Genomic DNA, 18,142 nt, shown 5'->3' on the forward strand with positions numbered 1-18,142 from the left:
CTAATTCTCCTTAAATAAGTTTTGCATGAGTGTTCTGGAATGGGGGTGGGAGAAATCATTGGGGCCGGTGGTATTTTCGATCGTTTCTACAATCGTCCCACCCTGCATAACGGCCAGGGTAGCCGACATGAAAAAGGCGGCTTTCACATCATGCGTGATAAAAAGGTAAGAACAACCGATTTCCTTTTGGATGTTTTTGAGCAGTCGCAGAATTTTCAGCATTACCGTAGCGTCCAAGCCGGACACCGCCTCGTCCAGTAAAACGAATCTCGGCCGGATGGAAATGGCCCGGGCGATACAAACTCGTTTTTGCTGTCCCCCGGATAGTTCATGCGGATACTTGTCCAGTACAGAAGAGGACAGGCCTACTAATTCCAGCAGATATTTGACTTGACGCTCCATTTCCCGGCCCCCCGGATGCAGGTAATTCCGCATTGGTTCCAGCAGGCTTGCGCGAATCTTCCAACGGGGATTGAAACAGCCGGAATTGTCTTGAAAAACAGGCTGGATTTCTTGATAAAGCTCCTTTTTTCTGTATTGCCGGGCAAAAACGCTTTGCCCATTCCATGTAAGGCGGCCGGAATCCGGCCTTTCCAGTCCGAGAATCAGCCTTCCAAGCGTACTTTTTCCGCTGCCGCTTTCACCAACCAGGGATACGCTATCCCCATCACGCACCTGTAAAGACACGGATTTCAGTACACTTTCGTTGCGCCCCCGGACATCGGTTCCCCGGTAGCTTTTGCTGACGCGGTCAACGATTAGCATCGGCCTTCCTCCCATGTGAATCTGCTTGCTTCTATAAGCTGGCAGGTATATTCATGCTGAGGGTTTTCCAAGACACGTTTGACAGACCCGCTTTCCACAATTCGGCCTTGATACATAATTGCGATGTCTTCCGCCATTTTTTCCATCAGGTTCATATCGTGGGACACGAGCAGCATAGCGGGGCAATACTCGCGCATAACAAAAGATAAAAGATCCAGCACAGTTTCGCGGCTTTGGGTATCGAGAGCAGTTGTTGGCTCATCCGCGATAATCAAAATTGGATTCATGGAAATTGCTATTGCGGTCATGATCCTCTGGAGCATACCGCCGCTCAAGCTGCCGGGATAGCTGTTCATCATCCTGTCGGCATGAGAAAGACCTACCCGCTCAAGCATTTCAAGGCCCAGGCAGAGCGCGTCCCGTTTGCTGCATGGCAGGTGTGCGCGTATCGTTTCAGAAAAATGCGCGCTGATTTTCAGGCAGGGATCAAATGCAGCCATCGGATTTTGCATAATATATCCGATATCCTTTCCGTTAATTGCTCTGTGTTGGTCACCGGATAAATCCGTGAGTTCGCGCCCGCAAAACCGGATACTCCCGCTGAAAATTGAAGTCCTGTTTTCTAATAAACCCAATATCGCCTTGCAGATGGAACTTTTTCCACTTCCGCTTTCACCGGCCAAACCAAAAACTGCGCCCCGCCGTACAGAGAAGGTAATATCCTGTATTTTGGTTTCCTCTCCGGGATATGCAATATGTAAGCCTTTCACGCTAAGCACAATATCATTATTCATAGTCCGGCCCCTTTCGGTAAGGTGAAAGCTCAAAGCGCAGTCCTTCCCCCAAAAGGTTGAATGCGCAGACCGTAAACAGCACGCAAATTCCCGGATAGACAGCAAACTGTGGAGCTTGCAATAAAGTGCTTTTAGATTCAGCCAGCATCGCTCCCCACTCCGGTGTGCCAGGCGGCAATCCGATTCCTAAAAACGAAAAACCGGAAATCATCAGGATGGCGTCCCCGATTCCAATGGACAAAAGGACAATGAGGTTGGGCAAAATATTCGGCAGAATATGGTACAACATAATACCTGCGCTTGATGTGCCTCCTGTTTTCGCATACACCACATAACCTTTTCCAAGCTCTGTCTGTGCATAGCTCCGTAACATCCTCCCATACCACCCCCAATAGGAAAAAATGGAGATGAACAACAGATTGCTTATCCCATTTCCCATTACGCCCATAATCGCCAGAACAAGAACAGTAGGCGGCATTGCCATACTGATATCGCAGGACAGCAGAAAAAGACGATCCGCGACTCCTCCTTTATAAGCGGCAGTAAGACCGAGAGTAACGGCCAGTGGAACGACTGCGCCGATAATCAAGGCAGCCAGTCCGATGGAGTATCGAGTGCCATAGAGCAGCCTTGACAACACACATCGACCATAGGTGTCCGCGCCAAGCGGCATCTGAGTCGATGGCGCAGAAAAGCGGAGGGACATATCGATTTTTTCAGGGTCGTTTGGGGCCAGTATCCCAGCGAATGTCATCACAAAAACGATAAAAACCACCATAACAATACTGACCCCAAACCCAGGACTTTTTCTTTTAGCTCTCATCGGCAATCCCTCCGCAAACTCGGATTCAGCAGTGTACTGATGATCTCCGCTGAGAGATTACAAAGCACAAAAAACAGAGCCATTAAAACGATATAGCCGTTGATGACAGGAAAATCCCGGTTGAAGGCTGCAGTCAGCGCATATTGGCCGAGGCCCGGCGTGGAGAATATTGTTTCGACAATGGCTGTACCGGCAATCAAATAACCAATATTTTGGCCAAACATCGTTATGCAGGATGGCGCCGCATTGCGCAATAAATGCCGCACCATAATGTTTTTCTTGCTGATTCCCCTGGCTTTAGCATATTGGATGTATTCCTTTTCCCTGTTTTCCAGCAGAAGCGAACGCAAAATGCGGATTAAGGAACCGATCATCGGTAAGGCCAGAACAAATGCTGCAAAAATAATGCTAACAAGATTTCCGTGTCCGATCACGGGAAACAAGTGCAGCTTCATTCCAAAAAGCATCAGGAACAATAACCCCACAAAATAGCTGGGGATAGAAACACTGAGGAAAGACAATCCGCCGATGATTTTATCCGGTATTTTGCCTTCATCGTGCGAAGACAGAATGCCCAAAGGCACAGCCAATACAAGAATAAACACTGCTGCAGAACCAGCAATAAGCAGTGTTGTAGGTAAAGCCGTCTCCATCTCCTGCAATACGGGTTTTTTTGTAATGTAGGAACTGCCAAAATCCAGCCGCACTACCTGCCCCAACCATGACAGATACTGCTCTGGGACGGACCTGTGAAATCCCATTTCCTCACGATATTTCTCTATGCTTTGTTCACTGGCAGTCATGGAAATGTGCCGTGCATACGCTTCCGCAGGGTCGACCGGCGATATATTGGCAAGTAGGAAAGAAAGGAAAGAAATACAAAACAGTACAAGGAGAAGATAGCATGCTCTCTTGATAATAAATATTGCCGTAATATCACCTCTTCAAGATTGGGTTCAGCCAGCCCGGCAAATAAAAAATAAGTGCCGAACTTGACACTTATTTTACCAATACCGTATTCTGTTTCGCTGCTCCAATCAGGAGTTTTTATGCTCAAAAGCGCAAATCGCTGGGATTCATGCCATGTACCTTTCGGAAGGCTCTCGTAAAATGACTTACATTTAAATACCCCACCTCATAGGCAATCTGACTGATATTCATTTCCCTGTTTTCCAGTAAAGCCTTCGCGTTTGACATTTTCAAGCCCTGTGTAAATTCGTGAACGGTTTTCCCGAACAATTCCTTGAACCCCCGCTTCAGACGATATTCATTCAGGGCAACCATTCTTGCGAGCTCCGGTATGGTAGGCGGCTTCATATATTGCTCAGTGAGAATATCACGCGCATCAAACAGAGCGGCGCGGTCGGCCGAAAGATCAGTATTTTTTATGTTTTTCGTCAAGGGATCGATAACATATGCCTGCCATAATGAAGAGAGAATTAGTTTTGCTCCGCCCTCGTAAAAAGAGAGGCGCAAGGACGGATCAAGAGAATTATTTGCGAGCTGTCCGAAAAGATTGTATAACTGCACACCTGGAGTACGAGGCCTCATCAGGACATTGGCTAAATGCGATTTTTCGCCAAGCGGCTGAATCACACTCTCCTCCTTATAGGGCAGATTATTCCAAAAACGATTTTGTCCAAGCAAGGAAACGGCCAAAATTTCCTCCCCGGACGGAAACATCATCATGCCACGGCTGCTTTGCTTAATGTAGATTCCCATTTCGTTTTGCGAAAGCTGTGTATCAATAACCCCTGTCTCGTTGTATACAATCCGTCCCTTCAAACAGCAGGTCGTTTCAAATTTCGAATCGTAGTCCTCATAGTTCATCATCAAAGGCCGTTTCAATTTCATATGCATGATAGATAAGCCGATATCTTCATTTGGAAAAACATTGCGAATAAAGCCTTGGCCTATGTCCGCAGGGATGCGATATGTTTGCCCGCACTTTTCTTTAACGCATGAAAATCCAAACTGTTCCCGCAGGATTATGTCATAATCATCTATTTGTCGTAAAACCATTGCAGATTTCATGGCAGATTAACTTCTTTCAATAACACAGAATTTGTTAGTATTATCTAACTTAGAATATCATTTTGACCATCCTCAGTCAATCTTATCTTTGCCCTGCACTTGACTGGGAATTGATTTCACTTGTGTTTTTCAGGGGCTCTTGTCAGTGCTCCTCAGGGGTGTATATCCTGTTTTTTCTACAAGGTACTGTCCCTGATCAGATCGGATCCATTCTATAAACTTTTCCACGTTAGGATTCTTTGTTCCGGCAGTTACCGCATAAAACTCGGCGACATACGGATACGTTTCATTTGCGACATTCTCCCTTGTCGGAGCAACTCCGTTTACGGCTAATAGCTTAATTTTATTGTCATTTACCATTTCAGTGGCGAAAAATAAAAATGAGTAGCCGATAGCGTTATCGTAATTTTTATAGGATGAAACCCTTTGGACTATTTCACCCATGCCTGTTGCAACATTTTTTTGGGGAGGTGTTGTAAGAGGAATATCGCCCATAAATTTGATCAGCGCTGTTTGGCTGCCCGAATTTTCGGGGCGCTGAAAGGCTCTGATTTTGGTGTTTTGTCCGCCAAGGTCCCTCCAGTTTTTAATCTTCCCAGAATAAATTCCTTGAATGTCAGTTATGGAAAGAGCACTGACGGGATTTTGAGCGTTTACAAAGAACACAAACGCTTCACGGCCGATAGGAGTCAATTTCAATTCCACATTTGATTCTCTCGCCATTTGAAGCTGTTCCGCTGAAGGCCCAGCCACAAAGATGATGTCTGCTTCTCCTTCAATCAACCGCCCGTATGCATTGCGGGTGTTCGTACAGGCAACTATCTCATTGGCCATTTTAGCGAAAGCCACCCCATCTTTGCCCTTTTCATCATCAAGACCGTTAGACTCAGCGGTATTCTCTGCCGGATAAACAGCCTTTGCAAAGGCCGAGTACAGAGGATAAAGGGCGGTGGCCCCATCTATTCTGGGCGGATTGCCCGCTATTTTCAGCGACGATGGTTCAATTAACGGTACGGCCAGCGTGTCCTCCCGAAATGGATCATATAGCGATAGATCGACGCCTTGTTCATTGACTTCCTCAATGCTGTTGTCATATGCTTTATTGATTTCATACGCAGTAACGGTTAAAAGTACTGCGGAAACCGTCACCCCTAACGCGATTCGTCTTACTTTCGGCTTAAACAGTCCCCAAATCTGTATGATAACGAATAACCATATGACCACAGCACTAACGATAACCAATGCCTGGTAAAAAACATCTTTCCCGGTAAAGGCAACGATAAGCAGAACAATAAATCCGCCAAACAAAACTGTGGCAGAAGCGAGAACGCTAATTAATACTTTCCATGCTGAGTTCAAAAACACACCACCTGTTCAAAATACAAACGATGATCCGCCAAGTTTTTCATGACGAACGATTAATCATTATACTCATATCAATGATATATTATTTCATATCTTGAACGCTATCCACTGCCAGGAAAAGGAGAGGCCAAGCTCTCCTTTTCCCTATCACATCTTCATTCATTTAAGGCTTTCTAAATCGTCTTAAACACAAATTCATCTTTCTCATCAACATCCACCAGGATTTTAGCCCCGGCTAACGTATTCCCTTCCAGCAAAATCATGGCAATTCTATTCTGGATCCTCTGCTGAATCGCCCTTTTCAAAGGCCTTGCCCCATAAACCGGATCATAGCCTTCTTCAATCAATCTGTCGCGGGCCTTATCCGAAAGTTCCAGGTTAATGCCCCGTTCCCGCAGTCTGGCTTTGAGCTTTTCGAGCTGAATGTCAATAATCTGGGAAATGCTTTCTTTATCATGCGGGTCGAAAATGATGATTTCATCAACACGGTTAATAAATTCCGGACGAAAGTATTTGCTTAGCTCCGTATTCACAGTGCTGCGAAGCCGTTGAGGGTCCTTGATTGAGCCGCCCAATTCTCTGATGGCTGAGCTGGCAATATTGCTGGTCATAATGATGACTGAATTTTTGAAATTGACAACGCGTCCCTGTCCATCGGTCAGTCTGCCGTCATCAAGCAGCTGCAGAAGAATATTAAAGACTTCGTGATGAGCTTTTTCGATTTCATCCAGCAGGATGACACTATAGGGTTTACGGCGGACTGCTTCGGTCAGCTGGCCGCCCTCTTCATATCCGACATATCCGGGAGGGGCCCCGACCAGTCTGGATACCGCGTGTTTTTCCATATATTCGGACATATCTATTCGGATCAAAGCTTGCTCATCATCAAATAAGAATTCCGCCAGAGCTTTGGCCAGCTCTGTCTTCCCTACTCCGGTCGGACCAAGGAAGAGGAATGAGCCTAAAGGCCTGTTGGGATCATGAAGTCCTGTACGGGCCCGGCGGATGCCGTCTGAGACGGCTTTCACCGCCTGTTCCTGGCCAATCACCCTGCGATGCAGGTTTTCTTCCATCTGGAGCAGTTTGGCGGTTTCACTTTCCAAAAGCTTGGTCACTGGGATATTTGTCCACTTGGCAATGATTTCCGCAATGTCGCTGTCCGTAACCTCTTGCTTGAGCAATGGATTGTCTTTTTCATTCACTTGCTCCTGAATGGCGGTTAATTCTTTCTCCAGCTTCGGCAGAACACCGTATTGGAGTTCAGCCGCTCTGTTATAGTCATAACGAATCTGGGCCTGCTCCATTTCAAGTCGTATTCTGTCGATATCTTCTTTCAGTTTTTGAATTTTACCGATTTTCTCCCTTTCCCCGGAAAGCTTGACCTCGAGCAGATTGCGTTTTTCCTGGAGGTTGGCCAGTTCCTTTTCAATATTGTCCAGTCTCTCCTTGCTGGCCTGGTCTTTTTCTTTTTTGAGAGCCTCTTTTTCAATCTCCAGCTGCATCATCCGGCGCTTCAGGTCATCCAATTCCTGGGGTTCGCTGGTGATTTCCATGCGAAGCCTGGCAGCGGCCTCATCCATCAGGTCGATGGCTTTGTCCGGTAAAAACCGGTCACTGATATAGCGGTCGGAAAGCGTGCTGGCGGCAATAATCGCGCTGTCGGCAATTCTTACACCATGGTGAGTTTCGTATCTTTCCTTAAGCCCGCGAAGGATGGAGATCGTATCCTCGACACTGGGCGGTGATACGATTACTGTCTGAAAACGCCTCTCCAGGGCCGCGTCTTTTTCAATATGCTTACGGTATTCATCTAAAGTGGTTGCCCCGACCAGCCTCAGCTCTCCGCGGGCCAGCATAGGCTTCAGCATATTGCCGGCATCCATGGCCCCTTCGGCTGCCCCTGCTCCCACCACTGTATGCAGTTCATCAATGAACAAGATGACATTTTCCTTTTCCTGTACTTCTTTAAGCACCGCTTTAAGCCTTTCCTCAAACTCACCGCGGTATTTGGCCCCGGCGATCAAAGCGCCCATATCCAAGGAAATCACATCTTTGTTTTTGATCGATTCCGGAACATCGCCCCGGACAATTCTTTGAGCGAGGCCCTCCACAATAGCGGTTTTCCCTACTCCCGGTTCACCGATCAGAACAGGGTTGTTTTTGGTGCGGCGGGAGAGAATCTGAATGACCCTTCTGATCTCATCATCCCTGCCGATGACGGGATCAAGCTTGCCGCGCCGGGCCCAGGTGACCAGGTTGCGGCCGTACTGCTCCAAAGCGGCATACGTGCTTTCCGGGTTTTGACCGGTGACCCTCTGTGATCCCCTGATTTCTTTGAGGACACCCAGGAGAACCTCACGGGTAATTCCGGCTTTTTTAAGAATTTTTTCCGCGTCGCCCTGAGCCTTGGCTAAAATAGCTAAAAGAAGGTGTTCTGTGCTGACATATTCATCACCAAACGGTTCCATTTCATCATGGGCCGCCACAATGACTGTGCGTGTTCTTTGAGAATACATGATTTGCGCGGCGCTGCCGGTGATGCTGGGAAGCTTGTTTAGGCCGGCTTTTACCTCGGCGATAACAGACTGAGCAGAGATATTCAGCTTTTGCAGGATCTGCGGAACTACGCCTTCTTCCTGCTCCAGCAGGGCAAGGAGTAAGTGTTCAGGTTCAATCAGGCTGTTTTTTCTCTGCTCGGCCAGATTATTGGCCTGGATCATTGCCTCTTGTGATTTCTGGGTTAATCTGTTGGTATCAAACGCCATCGTAATTCCTCCTTTGCAAATCAAATCATCATTTCTTTTTTATTGATTGTGATACTTGGCATATAGTTCTCTCAACGCTTCGATTTCCCCTTCTGCCATTGTCTCAGGCAAAACTATGGCAATTTTAAGATATAAATCTCCATGGTTTTTGGGATCTTTGAGAATCGGCATTCCTTTACCCTTCAGCCTGATGCTTTTTCCGTTCTGAGTATTGGCGGGCAAATTGAATTTCACTTCACCATTAATCGTCTTTACTTTGATTTCTCCGCCCAGTACGGCTGTATAAAAATCAACCGGAACAGTCAGGCTCAAATCATCATTTTCTCTGATAAAGCTGGGATGCGGAGCAATCCGGATCTTTAGAAAAAGGTCTCCTCTTTGCCCTCCGTTGACGCCTTCCTTCCCCTGTCCTGCCAACCTGATTTTAGAGTTATCCCGGACGCCCGGAGGGACCTTGGCCTGAATCCTCCTGTTCGGACCGATATTGATCAGTCTGGTCGTGCCCTGAAAAGCTTCCTCCAATGAAATCTCTATCTCACCTTCCAGGTCGTTTCCTTTTCGTGAGCGGCGGCCCTGCTGTGCAGCCCCATAGGAGAAACCTTTTCCTCCCATACCGAAAATATTGGAGAAAAAGTCGGAATATCCCCCGTATTCTCCAAACAGGTCGGAAAAATCTTCCGGGGACATTGTTCTGCTGTACGTTCCGCTATTGGGAGCGGCCTGCCATGCTCCCCAGTCATAGCTGCCTCTGCCCCCCTGGTTCTGCCAGTGCTGGTAGTCCTGACGCAGCTCGTCGTACTTTTGCCGTTTGGCCGGATCACCTACAGCCTGATAAGCTTCATTGACTTCTTTGAATTTTTCTTCAGACTTCTTGTCTCCGGGATTTTTATCGGGATGATATTTTTTGGCCAGTTCTTTATACTTCTTTTTGATCTCTTTTATATCTGCTGTCGGAGCGACTCCTAAAACACTGTAATAATCTTTAAAATCCATAAAAATAACACCTCTTTTTAAGTAAAATCATTGTTAGATTAACCATTCATAGCAATAATAACCAACTGGCTGCCTCTATTATAAGACGAAAATTTTCAAAGGTCAATATTGGTCAAATAATATTTTGTTATTCACTGACATTAAGAGCGGTGCCGGTATTCGTGAATAAATTTCTTGGATTCAGATGAAGAAGCTCTCTTTCGTCAAAAACTTCATGGATTTATCTATATCGAAAAGTTCTTGACAATTTTTGAGTTTCTTTTTATATTTTAACTTTTTTGTAACCATTTTTAAGTCTTTTGTAAAGCTATTTGTAACAAAAATTGGTATCTTTATCTTAGGATGTCCTAATTTTTACTGAAGAAGGGGAATGATCGTGATGCTGAAAGAAAAAGAACAAAAACGGAATACATACATTCCCGGCTTGGATGGACTGCGGGCAATAGCTGTTTTGGCGGTGATTGCCTATCATTTGAACTTCAAATGGGCCTCGGGAGGGCTTTTGGGGGTCTGTTTGTTCTTTGTTTTATCAGGCTATCTGATTACCGATCTCCTGGTCAGCCAGTGGAATTTGTCGGCGCGGATCGATTTTAAGGATTTTTTCCAGCGGCGTGCTCGCCGGCTGCTGCCGGCCTTACTGGTCATGCTGGCAGGAACTGTGATTTGGACTGTCCTGCTGAATCCCGCCCGTTTAGATTCCCTCAAAGGGGATATTCTGGCCGCCGTTTTTTACCTGAATAATTGGTGGTTAATTTTTCACGATGTTTCCTACTTTGCCAGCTTCGGTCCTCCTTCCCCTCTGGGCCATTTGTGGTCTTTGGCTGTAGAAGGGCAATTCTACCTGGTTTGGCCGGTATTGTTAGGGCTGGGGCTGCGTTACCTGCCGCGCAGAGGCTGGCTGGTTGTCCTGACTTTGGCTGGGATTTTGGCTTCAGGTATAGCGATGGCCCTGCTTTATCAGCCCGGTACGGATCCCAGCCGGGTCTATTATGGTACGGATACAAGAGTTTCGGCCCTGCTGATCGGAGCAATACTGGCTCTTGCCCTGCCGCGGCAGAAATTATCCCTTACCCTGCCATCCAGAGACCGTTTGCTTCTGGATCTGGTTGGAGCAGCCGCGTTGATTGCTGTTCTGCTGATGATCTGGCAAACGAACGAATATGATTCTTTCCTTTATCGTGGCGGACTGCTGTTATTTTCCCTGATCTCAGCCGTCTTGATCGCCGTCCTCGCCCATCCTGCCGGCCGTCTGGCCAAACTGTTGGGGAAACAGCCCCTGCGGTGGCTTGGTGTTCGTTCTTACGCGATTTATTTATGGCATTATCCTGTTATTCTCTTAACAAGCCCTTCTGTAAATACCGGGGGGCTGGATATGATGCTGGTTTTGAAGCAATTGGCGGCCATAATCATTTTGGCTGAATTATCCTGGCAGCTGATTGAAAAGCCGGTCCGCTTTCGGGCTGAACAAAGGCAGCCCGGGAAATTTCCTGATCTGAAATACAGGCTGAGATCCTTGGGCCGCAGTATGCGCTTTGCCTTAGCGTTTTATTTTCTGGGGTTATCTGTTCTCACCATAGCAGGAGTAACGTGTTTAAAGACAAAGGACCTGGATACTGTCTTATCCATAATTGGTGTTTCTTCAGCCCCGGAAATCAAGACCGCAGAACAAATTGATTTTGCTTCTGCCTCATCGTCGATGGCTGTCCTCAATCTGCCGGCGGCAAAGCCTAAACCTGAGCCTGAAGCAGAGTCTGAGTCAAAACCCGAAGCGGCACAGCCTCCGGTCTCACCCCCAAAAACCGGCTCAGGCCAAGGTGTGATCATTATCGGCGATTCGGTAATAGCCGGTGCCAAATCCGCCCTGGAAGAACGCTTACCGGGCATTGAAATTGACGCCCAGATTGGACGCCAGATGGATGAAGCAGTAGGTTTAGTCAACAGGCTGAAAACACAAAGCTTATTAGGTGAACGGGTTATTATTGAGCTGGGGACCAACGGGCCGTTCAGCCAGGTGCAATTGAGAGACCTGCTGGATTCCTTGGGTCAGGTCAAGCAGATTATTCTGGTCAATACCCGTGTTCCGCGTCCCTGGCAAGATGAGGTCAATGAAACACTGGAACGAGCTGCCGTTTCCTATCCCGGGACTAAGCTTGTAGACTGGTATTTGGCGAGCACCGGTCATCATGAGTATTTTTACGAGGATGGTGTCCATCTTACTCCAAAAGGTATTGAAGTATATTGCCAGCTTTTGCAGAACGCCCTTACTCCCCTGTAAGTAATAATTGAAACAGAGGACTATCCTAAATCTCCCGAGTTGGTTTAAAATAAAAGAAGATATCAGCTTTGAATTACCGATGCGGAGTGATTGAATTGAACAGAAAAAAGATAAAAATCCTGGTCGTTGAAGATGAGGAATCGATCCGGCGTTTTATTACCCTTAACTTGAACGCGGCCGGCTATCTGGTGAGTGAAGCCGTTTCCGGAGAGGAGGCCCTCGACAAGCTTAAAATGCTTGATCCTGATATTGTCGTACTGGATATCATGCTGCCCGGTATCGACGGGTTTGAAGTTTGTCAGCATATTTGCGCCACTATGCCGGAAACCAGGGTCATTATGCTGACGGCCAGAGGACAGGATACGGATAAAATCCTGGGCTTGGAGCTCGGAGCAGACGATTATATTGTCAAACCGTTTAACCCTATAGAATTGACGGCCCGGATCAAAGCGGTTCTGCGGCGCAGGAACGGACCGAAAGAGACAAAGCAAGTCCTGAACTGCGGAAAATTGTGTTTGGATATCACGGCTAATAAATTATTCAAAGATGAACTTGAAATTGAATTAACACCCAATGAATTTGCCTTACTGAAATTTTTTATGGAAAACCAGGGAAAAGCCCTTAAACGGTATGAAATCTTAAATGCTGTCTGGGGTGAGAACTATTTCGGGGATACAAAAACCCTGGATGTCCATATCAGGCGGTTACGGGAAAAAATAGAGGATCACCCTTCCTATCCGGATTATATTAAAACCGTATGGGGTTCCGGATACAGATGGCAGCAGGAGTCTTAAATGAGAGGGATTAGAGCAAGACTGACCGTCAATTTCATGATCGTGATTATGATTACCGTAACAATCCTTGAGATCCTTCTTATTTATGCTGTCCGGCAAAATTACTATGCCAGCCTGAGGAGCAGCCTGACAAGCCAAATCAAAATCTCTGCGGACCTATATGCGAAGTATTTTTCAGATACGTCTCTCCAGGAAAACATTCTTTACAATGTGGACGCTTTTTGGAATCAAAGTAATGCCGAAGTGGAAATTGTCGATAAAGACGGCAAGATTGTTATGGATTCACTGGGGGTCATTCAACAGGATCTGGTGGCGGCTGATGATATCAGTGAAGCTTTGGAGGGAAGACTGGGCGAATGGATTGGAATGTTTAACGGTCAAAAGGTGATGAGTGTCGCCTATCCATTAAAATCCAATAATGAAATCGTAGGAGCATTACGCTTTATTGCCTCATTGAGTACTGTTGATCAGGATATCCAAAATACGGCGAAAATCTTTATCTCCATTGGCCTTCTGGTGATCTTCATTGCAGGCTTAATCAGCATTTTTTTAGCAAATACCATTATTGTGCCGCTAAAAGAAGTGACAAAAGCCGCTCAGGAAATTGCTGCGGGCAATTTTAAAGCAAGAAGCAGAAAAACCCATGAAGATGAAATCGGTAAGCTTTCCGATACCTTAAATTATATGGCTGATGAAATCGTGAAAAAAGAACAGTTAAAGAACGACTTTATTTCATCAGTTTCCCATGAGCTGCGAACCCCGCTCACTTCAATTATGGGTTGGGCGATTACTTTGCAAAATGAACAATTTCAACAAAAAGATATGCTCAAAGACGGCTTAAATATCATTGCCAAAGAAAGTGAACGCCTGACCCACATGGTTGAGGAATTATTGGATTTCTCCAAATTTGTTTCCGGTCGGATCAAGCTGCATAATGAGCCGATCCATATTGTTCATCTGATGGAACACATCCACAAACAATTGACCCCTCGCGCCGTGCGGGAAAATATTAATTTTTCTCTTTGCTGTCCGGAGGATCTGCCTTGTCTGGTTTCTGACATCAACCGTCTGAAACAACTGTTCATCAATATCCTGGATAATGCTTTCAATTTTACCCCTGCAGGCGGGAGCATTATGTTGAAAGCAGAGAACTTCGACAAAGAAATTCGCTTTACCATTTCGGACAGTGGTTGTGGAATAAGTACTGAGGAATTGCCTATGGTGAAAGAAAAGTTTTATAAGGGAAAAAGCTCCCGCTCCAAAAACGGCATTGGCCTGTCCATCTGTGAAGAAATCGTGGTTCTGATGAAGGGTCAATTAGAGATAAATAGTGAGCTTGATCAAGGAACAACTGTACGAATTACCTTACCCCAAGGGGAGGTTTTGAATGAGTAGGATTTTAAAGTTTTTGCTGATCACATTTTTGCTCTTTTTGCTTACCGGCTGTTCCGATCTTTCCTGGACAACAGCCGGTAAGATCATGCCTCCGGTTAATGAGGTCTGTCCTTTGGAAGGAAAGTGGGCGGTCCTTGAGGATCTGGACAACGGCAAACCCCTGCAAAAGGATGAGCAGCAAAAGATTGAGAATATCGCCCAATTTACCAGGGAATTCACTATGATTAAGGGTTCTTTATGGGAGCATCCCACTTATAAACTGAAAAAGGTCAATGCGGCGGATTATTTCAAGACAAAGTCCTTAAATTCAATCAACAGCCTGGTGCCGGTCCAAGAAGTTACCGTCATCACCGTCTCAACTTCCGATGGGAATTTTCTGGGGGAATTTATGAAAGTCAATGAGATCAAAATCATCGCTTTTGTGCAAAATCAGGCGTTTTTGATGGAGAAGATTTTGGATCAGGCGGATTCTTCTTTAGTTCCAATAAATCGTGATACTGTCCGGCTGAACAGTCGGGGTCAAACAGAAATTTCCGGTGTTTTGCTGGGACTGAGAACACCTCAAGACAAAGGTTTTACGTATCAAACACTATGGCTGGCAGCTGATAATAAGAAACTTCACCAGGTGTTGACTCTTGACAGTATCTTTTTTCCGCGCAACAGCGGCTTTTGGAAACTGGAAGCGGGCCAAAGTGAGACGACTCAAAATGAGGCTTTAAGCGCTTATGATGTTTCCAATAAACAAAAAGACCAAATTCAAACGGAGAATAGAATTGTGAACTATATCGGTAATGATTATGCTGTAATTGAAAGCAATGTTAAGGGGATCAGTCAATTACAGGTTTTACCGGTAGATAAGCTCTCCTCGCCGACAGGTCTTAAGGTCTCCGATTTTTTTGGCGACAGCGACTTAACCGCTTATCATAACGCCCGGGACAAGACACGCCGGGATATTCTTAAAAACGGGGTTGCCATAATCAACGAAAGCCATTTCGAGGAGAATTTCGGGCTGGCCCGTAAAAACGGACATTGGTATCTTCACGGGAGACTGAACTATCTGGATGGAATGCAACCCAAATTTTTAGATTTTAACGTAAATGTGATTCCCCCCAAAGAATTGATTTATTATGACACCTTGTGTTTAAACTGGCAAAGTATTAAAGACCGTATTCCCGACGCGGCAGATGCTTTCACTTCTCCGAGCCAGGATATTGCTCTTGTTTTGACCAAAAATACGCTCTATGTCTATGGTCTCAGTATGGGGCAGCTGGATAACGAACCTTTGATCAAAATCAAACTTCGGGAAGGGCAAACTGTGATTATGGCGGAATGGGCCACAGGCTCTTATGTTGACAATTGGGAAAAAGCCTTTCTTTCCAACGGGGCCCAGGTGTTTACCGGCGCAAACCCCGGATGACCTTTTCGGCTCCTCTCGGGGAAAAATTCATTCTTGATCATTGGTGACTTTCTTCATTTTTCTTTTTGCTCTGAATAAAGACACTGAATTATAGAGAATATCCTCACTGGAATCCCGATTCTTGTCCTGACTGCTTTCCCTTGCTCTGATCCGGTCTAAGACCTCTTCCTCATTGTGACACTCTCTCAGGCTGTGGTATTTCATCCTGATCCGCCCTGCCCCTCCTGTAATCCCGGCAAGCTCCAAGGGGTATTCCATTGAAGTTGAAGCCGGCACAAATCCCTTGATCATGATTTCAGTGCCCTGACTTTCCGTTGTGGTATATTCCCCATTCATTTTTAAAATATCGGCAAGTATCCTTCCGGCAAAATCGTTAGGGATGACAAGGTTAAATTCCATGATGGGTTCTAAGAGCAAAAGCTGATTATTCTCCAGGGCCTGTTGAATTGCCCTGATCGTTGCAATGCGAAAATCCCCGCCATGAGTATGCTCCAGGTGGTGTTTGCCGGCAATCAACCTGATCACCACATCCTGAACAGGCAAATGAGCAAGGGCTCCTCTTTTCAGGGCTTCCTCCACTGTCTTGCGGATCACTGTCTGGTACTGGAGAGGAAAATCATCCGGATTGACCAGAGACTGAAACTCATTGCCCCTGCCCCGTTCATTGGGAGATAGTTCAATCTCCACCTCCGCGTAATGTTTTTTCGGTTCGAAGTGACAGAACCCTTTGCTCTTGGCGGTTACTGTCTCATAATACATGACATAAGGTTTACCCAGTTTAATCTGCAAACCGAATCTTTCGGCAAAAATTTCTTCTAAGATTTCCATCTGGACGAGGCCCATCACTTTAATGGTGATTTCTTTCGCCGAACTGTCTATCTCAGCGGCCAGGACAGGATTTTCCGCTTCCAGTATTTCCAAGGCTTTGAGCAGGGCCGGATAATCCTCTTCCTGCTCCAATTCAATTTTAGTTAAAAGGATCGGTTTAAGCTCCGGGTTTTCGTTGGTGATTTCATTCTGGCCGATAACATCCCCGGCTTTTACGGTGCCCAGCCCGCTCAGGACTCCAAGATCACCAGCTTCCAAACGATCCGCGAGGATAAACTTAGGGCCGTTGTACAATCTGATCTGGTTAATTTTGCATACCTGATTTTCCTCCAGAATAACGGAGTCCTTAACCTGAATTTGTCCGGAAAGCACTTTGACATAAGCCAGGCGGCCCGCTTTGGGATCATGTCTGACCTTATATATCCTGGCCCGCAGGTCTTGCGCAGAGAGAGCCTCTCTGTCCGGCGGCTGAAATAAATCAACTGCGCAATCAAGCAGATTGACAACCCCGATACCTTTGGCAGCGGAGCCCAGCAAGACCGGATAAAGCTCTCTCTGTAAAAATAGTTTTTGAGCTGCCGCAAGCAATTCGTCCGCTGATACTTCTGTTCCGCTGAGGTACTTTTCCAGAATGGAATCATCCTTTTCGGCAAGGTGTTCCAAAATTGCGGAATCGCTCGTTTGTTGGAGCAGCAGGTCCTCGATCCCGGCCAAATCGCTTTCGCCATATTTAGCCTCCTGAACAAGAAGGGCATGGGGAGAGAGCCTTTGCCGGATTTCCGTGATCACTTTTTGATGATCTGAGCCGGTCCTGTCCATTTTATTCAGAAAGAAAATAACCGGAAGCTTTTTTTTACCGGCCAAATCCCAAATTTTTTCTGTGTTTTGCTGAATACCATCGACAGCTGAAATGAGAATGACCGCGATGTCCGCTACACTCAACGACATTTCCAACTCTGTGTAGAAATCTGTATGTCCGGGAGTATCCAGAATATTCAGCTTAATCCCCCGCCGGTGCACAAAAGCCTGTTCGGCAAAAACCGTTATCCCCCGCTTTTTTTCAATCTCTGTCCAATCTAAGCGCGAAGATCCTTTATTGACATCTCCGGCTTTCAGAAGAGTGCCGGTCTGAAACAAAATCTGTTCGGCCAGAGTGGTTTTTCCGGAATCAACATGAGCCGCTAAAGCAAGATTGATCATGTTCATGCTTCATCTCCATACGATTTTTTGGATATTTTATTGATGGTGCCTGTCTTTTCCAGGACAGCCATGCTCAAATTCAGGCAGAAATGAATGGCAACCACAACCCAGAACACCCCTGTCAGCCAGTAAGCGCAGCCCAGAACGAGACCAATCATCAATACCTGAATCAGGATATACGGTTTTGTGAGATAACGATAATGGGCCAACGCAAAAAGGACACTGGATAAAACCGGGCCGGTATAAGATTGGAGCACAACTCTGAACAATAATTCTTCAACGATTGCCCCAAAAAGAAAAACTGCCGCGAGTTCAGGATAAGAGAGGGATTCAAATAATCGTTCGTTGATTTCATCATTGAGCTTCTCTTGGGGAATCAGGACTGTAAAAATCAAGACTACGGTCAACAGCAAAAAAGTAAAGCCTGCTGTTTGAAGGATGGCGGAGAGAACTCCTTGGGAGGAAAACAGAACAAAATTTAACTTTGGCAAAGCCAGATATTTCAACAAAAGTAAGCCAACGATCAAAAGAATGACATTGGAAAGAAGAAGATTCAACAGTAAACCATTTCGGTTAATTCCTCGCATAATCAATCCTTCTCCAAATTTTCTGCCGCAATAATTTCCTGATGAATACAAAATTCATTTATCTATCCATATTGCATTTTCCCAGATTATTGCTTACTATAATATTG

General features: G+C 45.9%; 14 protein-coding genes. 4 read left to right on the plus strand and 10 right to left on the minus strand.

Translation table 11 applies throughout. The features are described from left to right. The 8 genes from SGLY_RS09030 to SGLY_RS09065 all read right to left on the minus strand — a co-directional run bounded on the left by SGLY_RS09030 (position 1) and on the right by SGLY_RS09065 (position 9,539). On the minus strand, positions 1-765 hold the full coding sequence (locus tag SGLY_RS09030) for an ABC transporter ATP-binding protein (RefSeq protein WP_013624981.1): 765 nt from the start codon (positions 763-765) through the stop codon (positions 1-3). Beyond that, positions 759-1,559, minus strand: coding sequence for an ABC transporter ATP-binding protein (locus SGLY_RS09035; protein WP_013624982.1), 801 nt, complete (start codon positions 1,557-1,559; stop codon positions 759-761). Before SGLY_RS09035 ends, SGLY_RS09030 begins: the two co-directional genes overlap by 7 nt. Beyond that, positions 1,552-2,382, minus strand: a complete 831-nt coding sequence (locus SGLY_RS09040; RefSeq protein WP_013624983.1) for an ABC transporter permease — start codon at positions 2,380-2,382, stop codon at positions 1,552-1,554. The genes SGLY_RS09035 and SGLY_RS09040 overlap by 8 nt, the downstream gene beginning before the upstream one ends. After that, a complete protein-coding gene (locus SGLY_RS09045) occupies positions 2,379-3,317 on the minus strand; it encodes an ABC transporter permease (RefSeq protein WP_013624984.1) in 939 nt (312 codons plus the stop codon). The genes SGLY_RS09040 and SGLY_RS09045 overlap by 4 nt, the downstream gene beginning before the upstream one ends. A gap of 118 nt (positions 3,318-3,435) precedes the next feature. Further along, the gene (locus SGLY_RS09050; protein WP_013624985.1) at positions 3,436-4,416 is read right to left on the minus strand and encodes a helix-turn-helix domain-containing protein; all 981 of its coding nucleotides are present in this window, start codon (positions 4,414-4,416) and stop codon (positions 3,436-3,438) included. A gap of 129 nt (positions 4,417-4,545) precedes the next feature. Next, positions 4,546-5,775 carry a PstS family phosphate ABC transporter substrate-binding protein gene (locus SGLY_RS09055; protein ID WP_013624986.1) on the minus strand — a complete coding sequence of 410 codons (1,230 nt, stop codon included), beginning with the start codon at positions 5,773-5,775 and terminating at the stop codon, positions 4,546-4,548. Positions 5,776-5,954: 179 nt separating this feature from the next. Continuing rightward, a complete protein-coding gene (clpB, locus tag SGLY_RS09060) occupies positions 5,955-8,546 on the minus strand; it encodes an ATP-dependent chaperone ClpB (RefSeq protein WP_013624987.1) in 2,592 nt (863 codons plus the stop codon). A 39-nt stretch (positions 8,547-8,585) separates the two neighbouring features. Further along, on the minus strand, positions 8,586-9,539 hold the full coding sequence (locus tag SGLY_RS09065) for a DnaJ C-terminal domain-containing protein (protein ID WP_013624988.1): 954 nt from the start codon (positions 9,537-9,539) through the stop codon (positions 8,586-8,588). Between the two features lie 379 nt (positions 9,540-9,918). On the opposite strand from SGLY_RS09065, the gene SGLY_RS09070 reads away from it, so the two are divergent. The 4 genes from SGLY_RS09070 to SGLY_RS09085 all read left to right on the plus strand — a co-directional run bounded on the left by SGLY_RS09070 (position 9,919) and on the right by SGLY_RS09085 (position 15,420). Then, on the plus strand, positions 9,919-11,814 hold the full coding sequence (locus SGLY_RS09070; RefSeq protein ID WP_013624989.1) for an acyltransferase family protein: 1,896 nt from the start codon (positions 9,919-9,921) through the stop codon (positions 11,812-11,814). A gap of 95 nt (positions 11,815-11,909) precedes the next feature. Further along, entirely contained in the window at positions 11,910-12,608 is a 699-nt protein-coding gene (locus tag SGLY_RS09075; protein WP_013624990.1) for a response regulator transcription factor, read from the plus strand. Continuing rightward, entirely contained in the window at positions 12,609-14,003 is a 1,395-nt protein-coding gene (locus SGLY_RS09080) for a HAMP domain-containing sensor histidine kinase (RefSeq protein WP_013624991.1), read from the plus strand. It begins immediately after the preceding gene. After that, entirely contained in the window at positions 13,996-15,420 is a 1,425-nt protein-coding gene (locus SGLY_RS09085; protein ID WP_013624992.1) for a hypothetical protein, read from the plus strand. The genes SGLY_RS09080 and SGLY_RS09085 overlap by 8 nt, the downstream gene beginning before the upstream one ends. A gap of 27 nt (positions 15,421-15,447) precedes the next feature. Here the strand turns inward: SGLY_RS09085 and SGLY_RS09090 are convergent, their stop codons facing one another. Further along, a complete protein-coding gene (locus SGLY_RS09090; RefSeq protein WP_013624993.1) occupies positions 15,448-17,454 on the minus strand; it encodes an elongation factor G in 2,007 nt (668 codons plus the stop codon). Further along, a complete protein-coding gene (locus tag SGLY_RS09095) occupies positions 17,451-18,035 on the minus strand; it encodes a CPBP family intramembrane glutamic endopeptidase (RefSeq protein WP_013624994.1) in 585 nt (194 codons plus the stop codon). Before SGLY_RS09095 ends, SGLY_RS09090 begins: the two co-directional genes overlap by 4 nt. Between the last annotated feature and the right edge of the window lie 107 nt (positions 18,036-18,142).

Source organism: Syntrophobotulus glycolicus DSM 8271 (assembly GCF_000190635.1).
GTDB lineage: Bacteria > Bacillota > Desulfitobacteriia > Desulfitobacteriales > Syntrophobotulaceae > Syntrophobotulus > Syntrophobotulus glycolicus.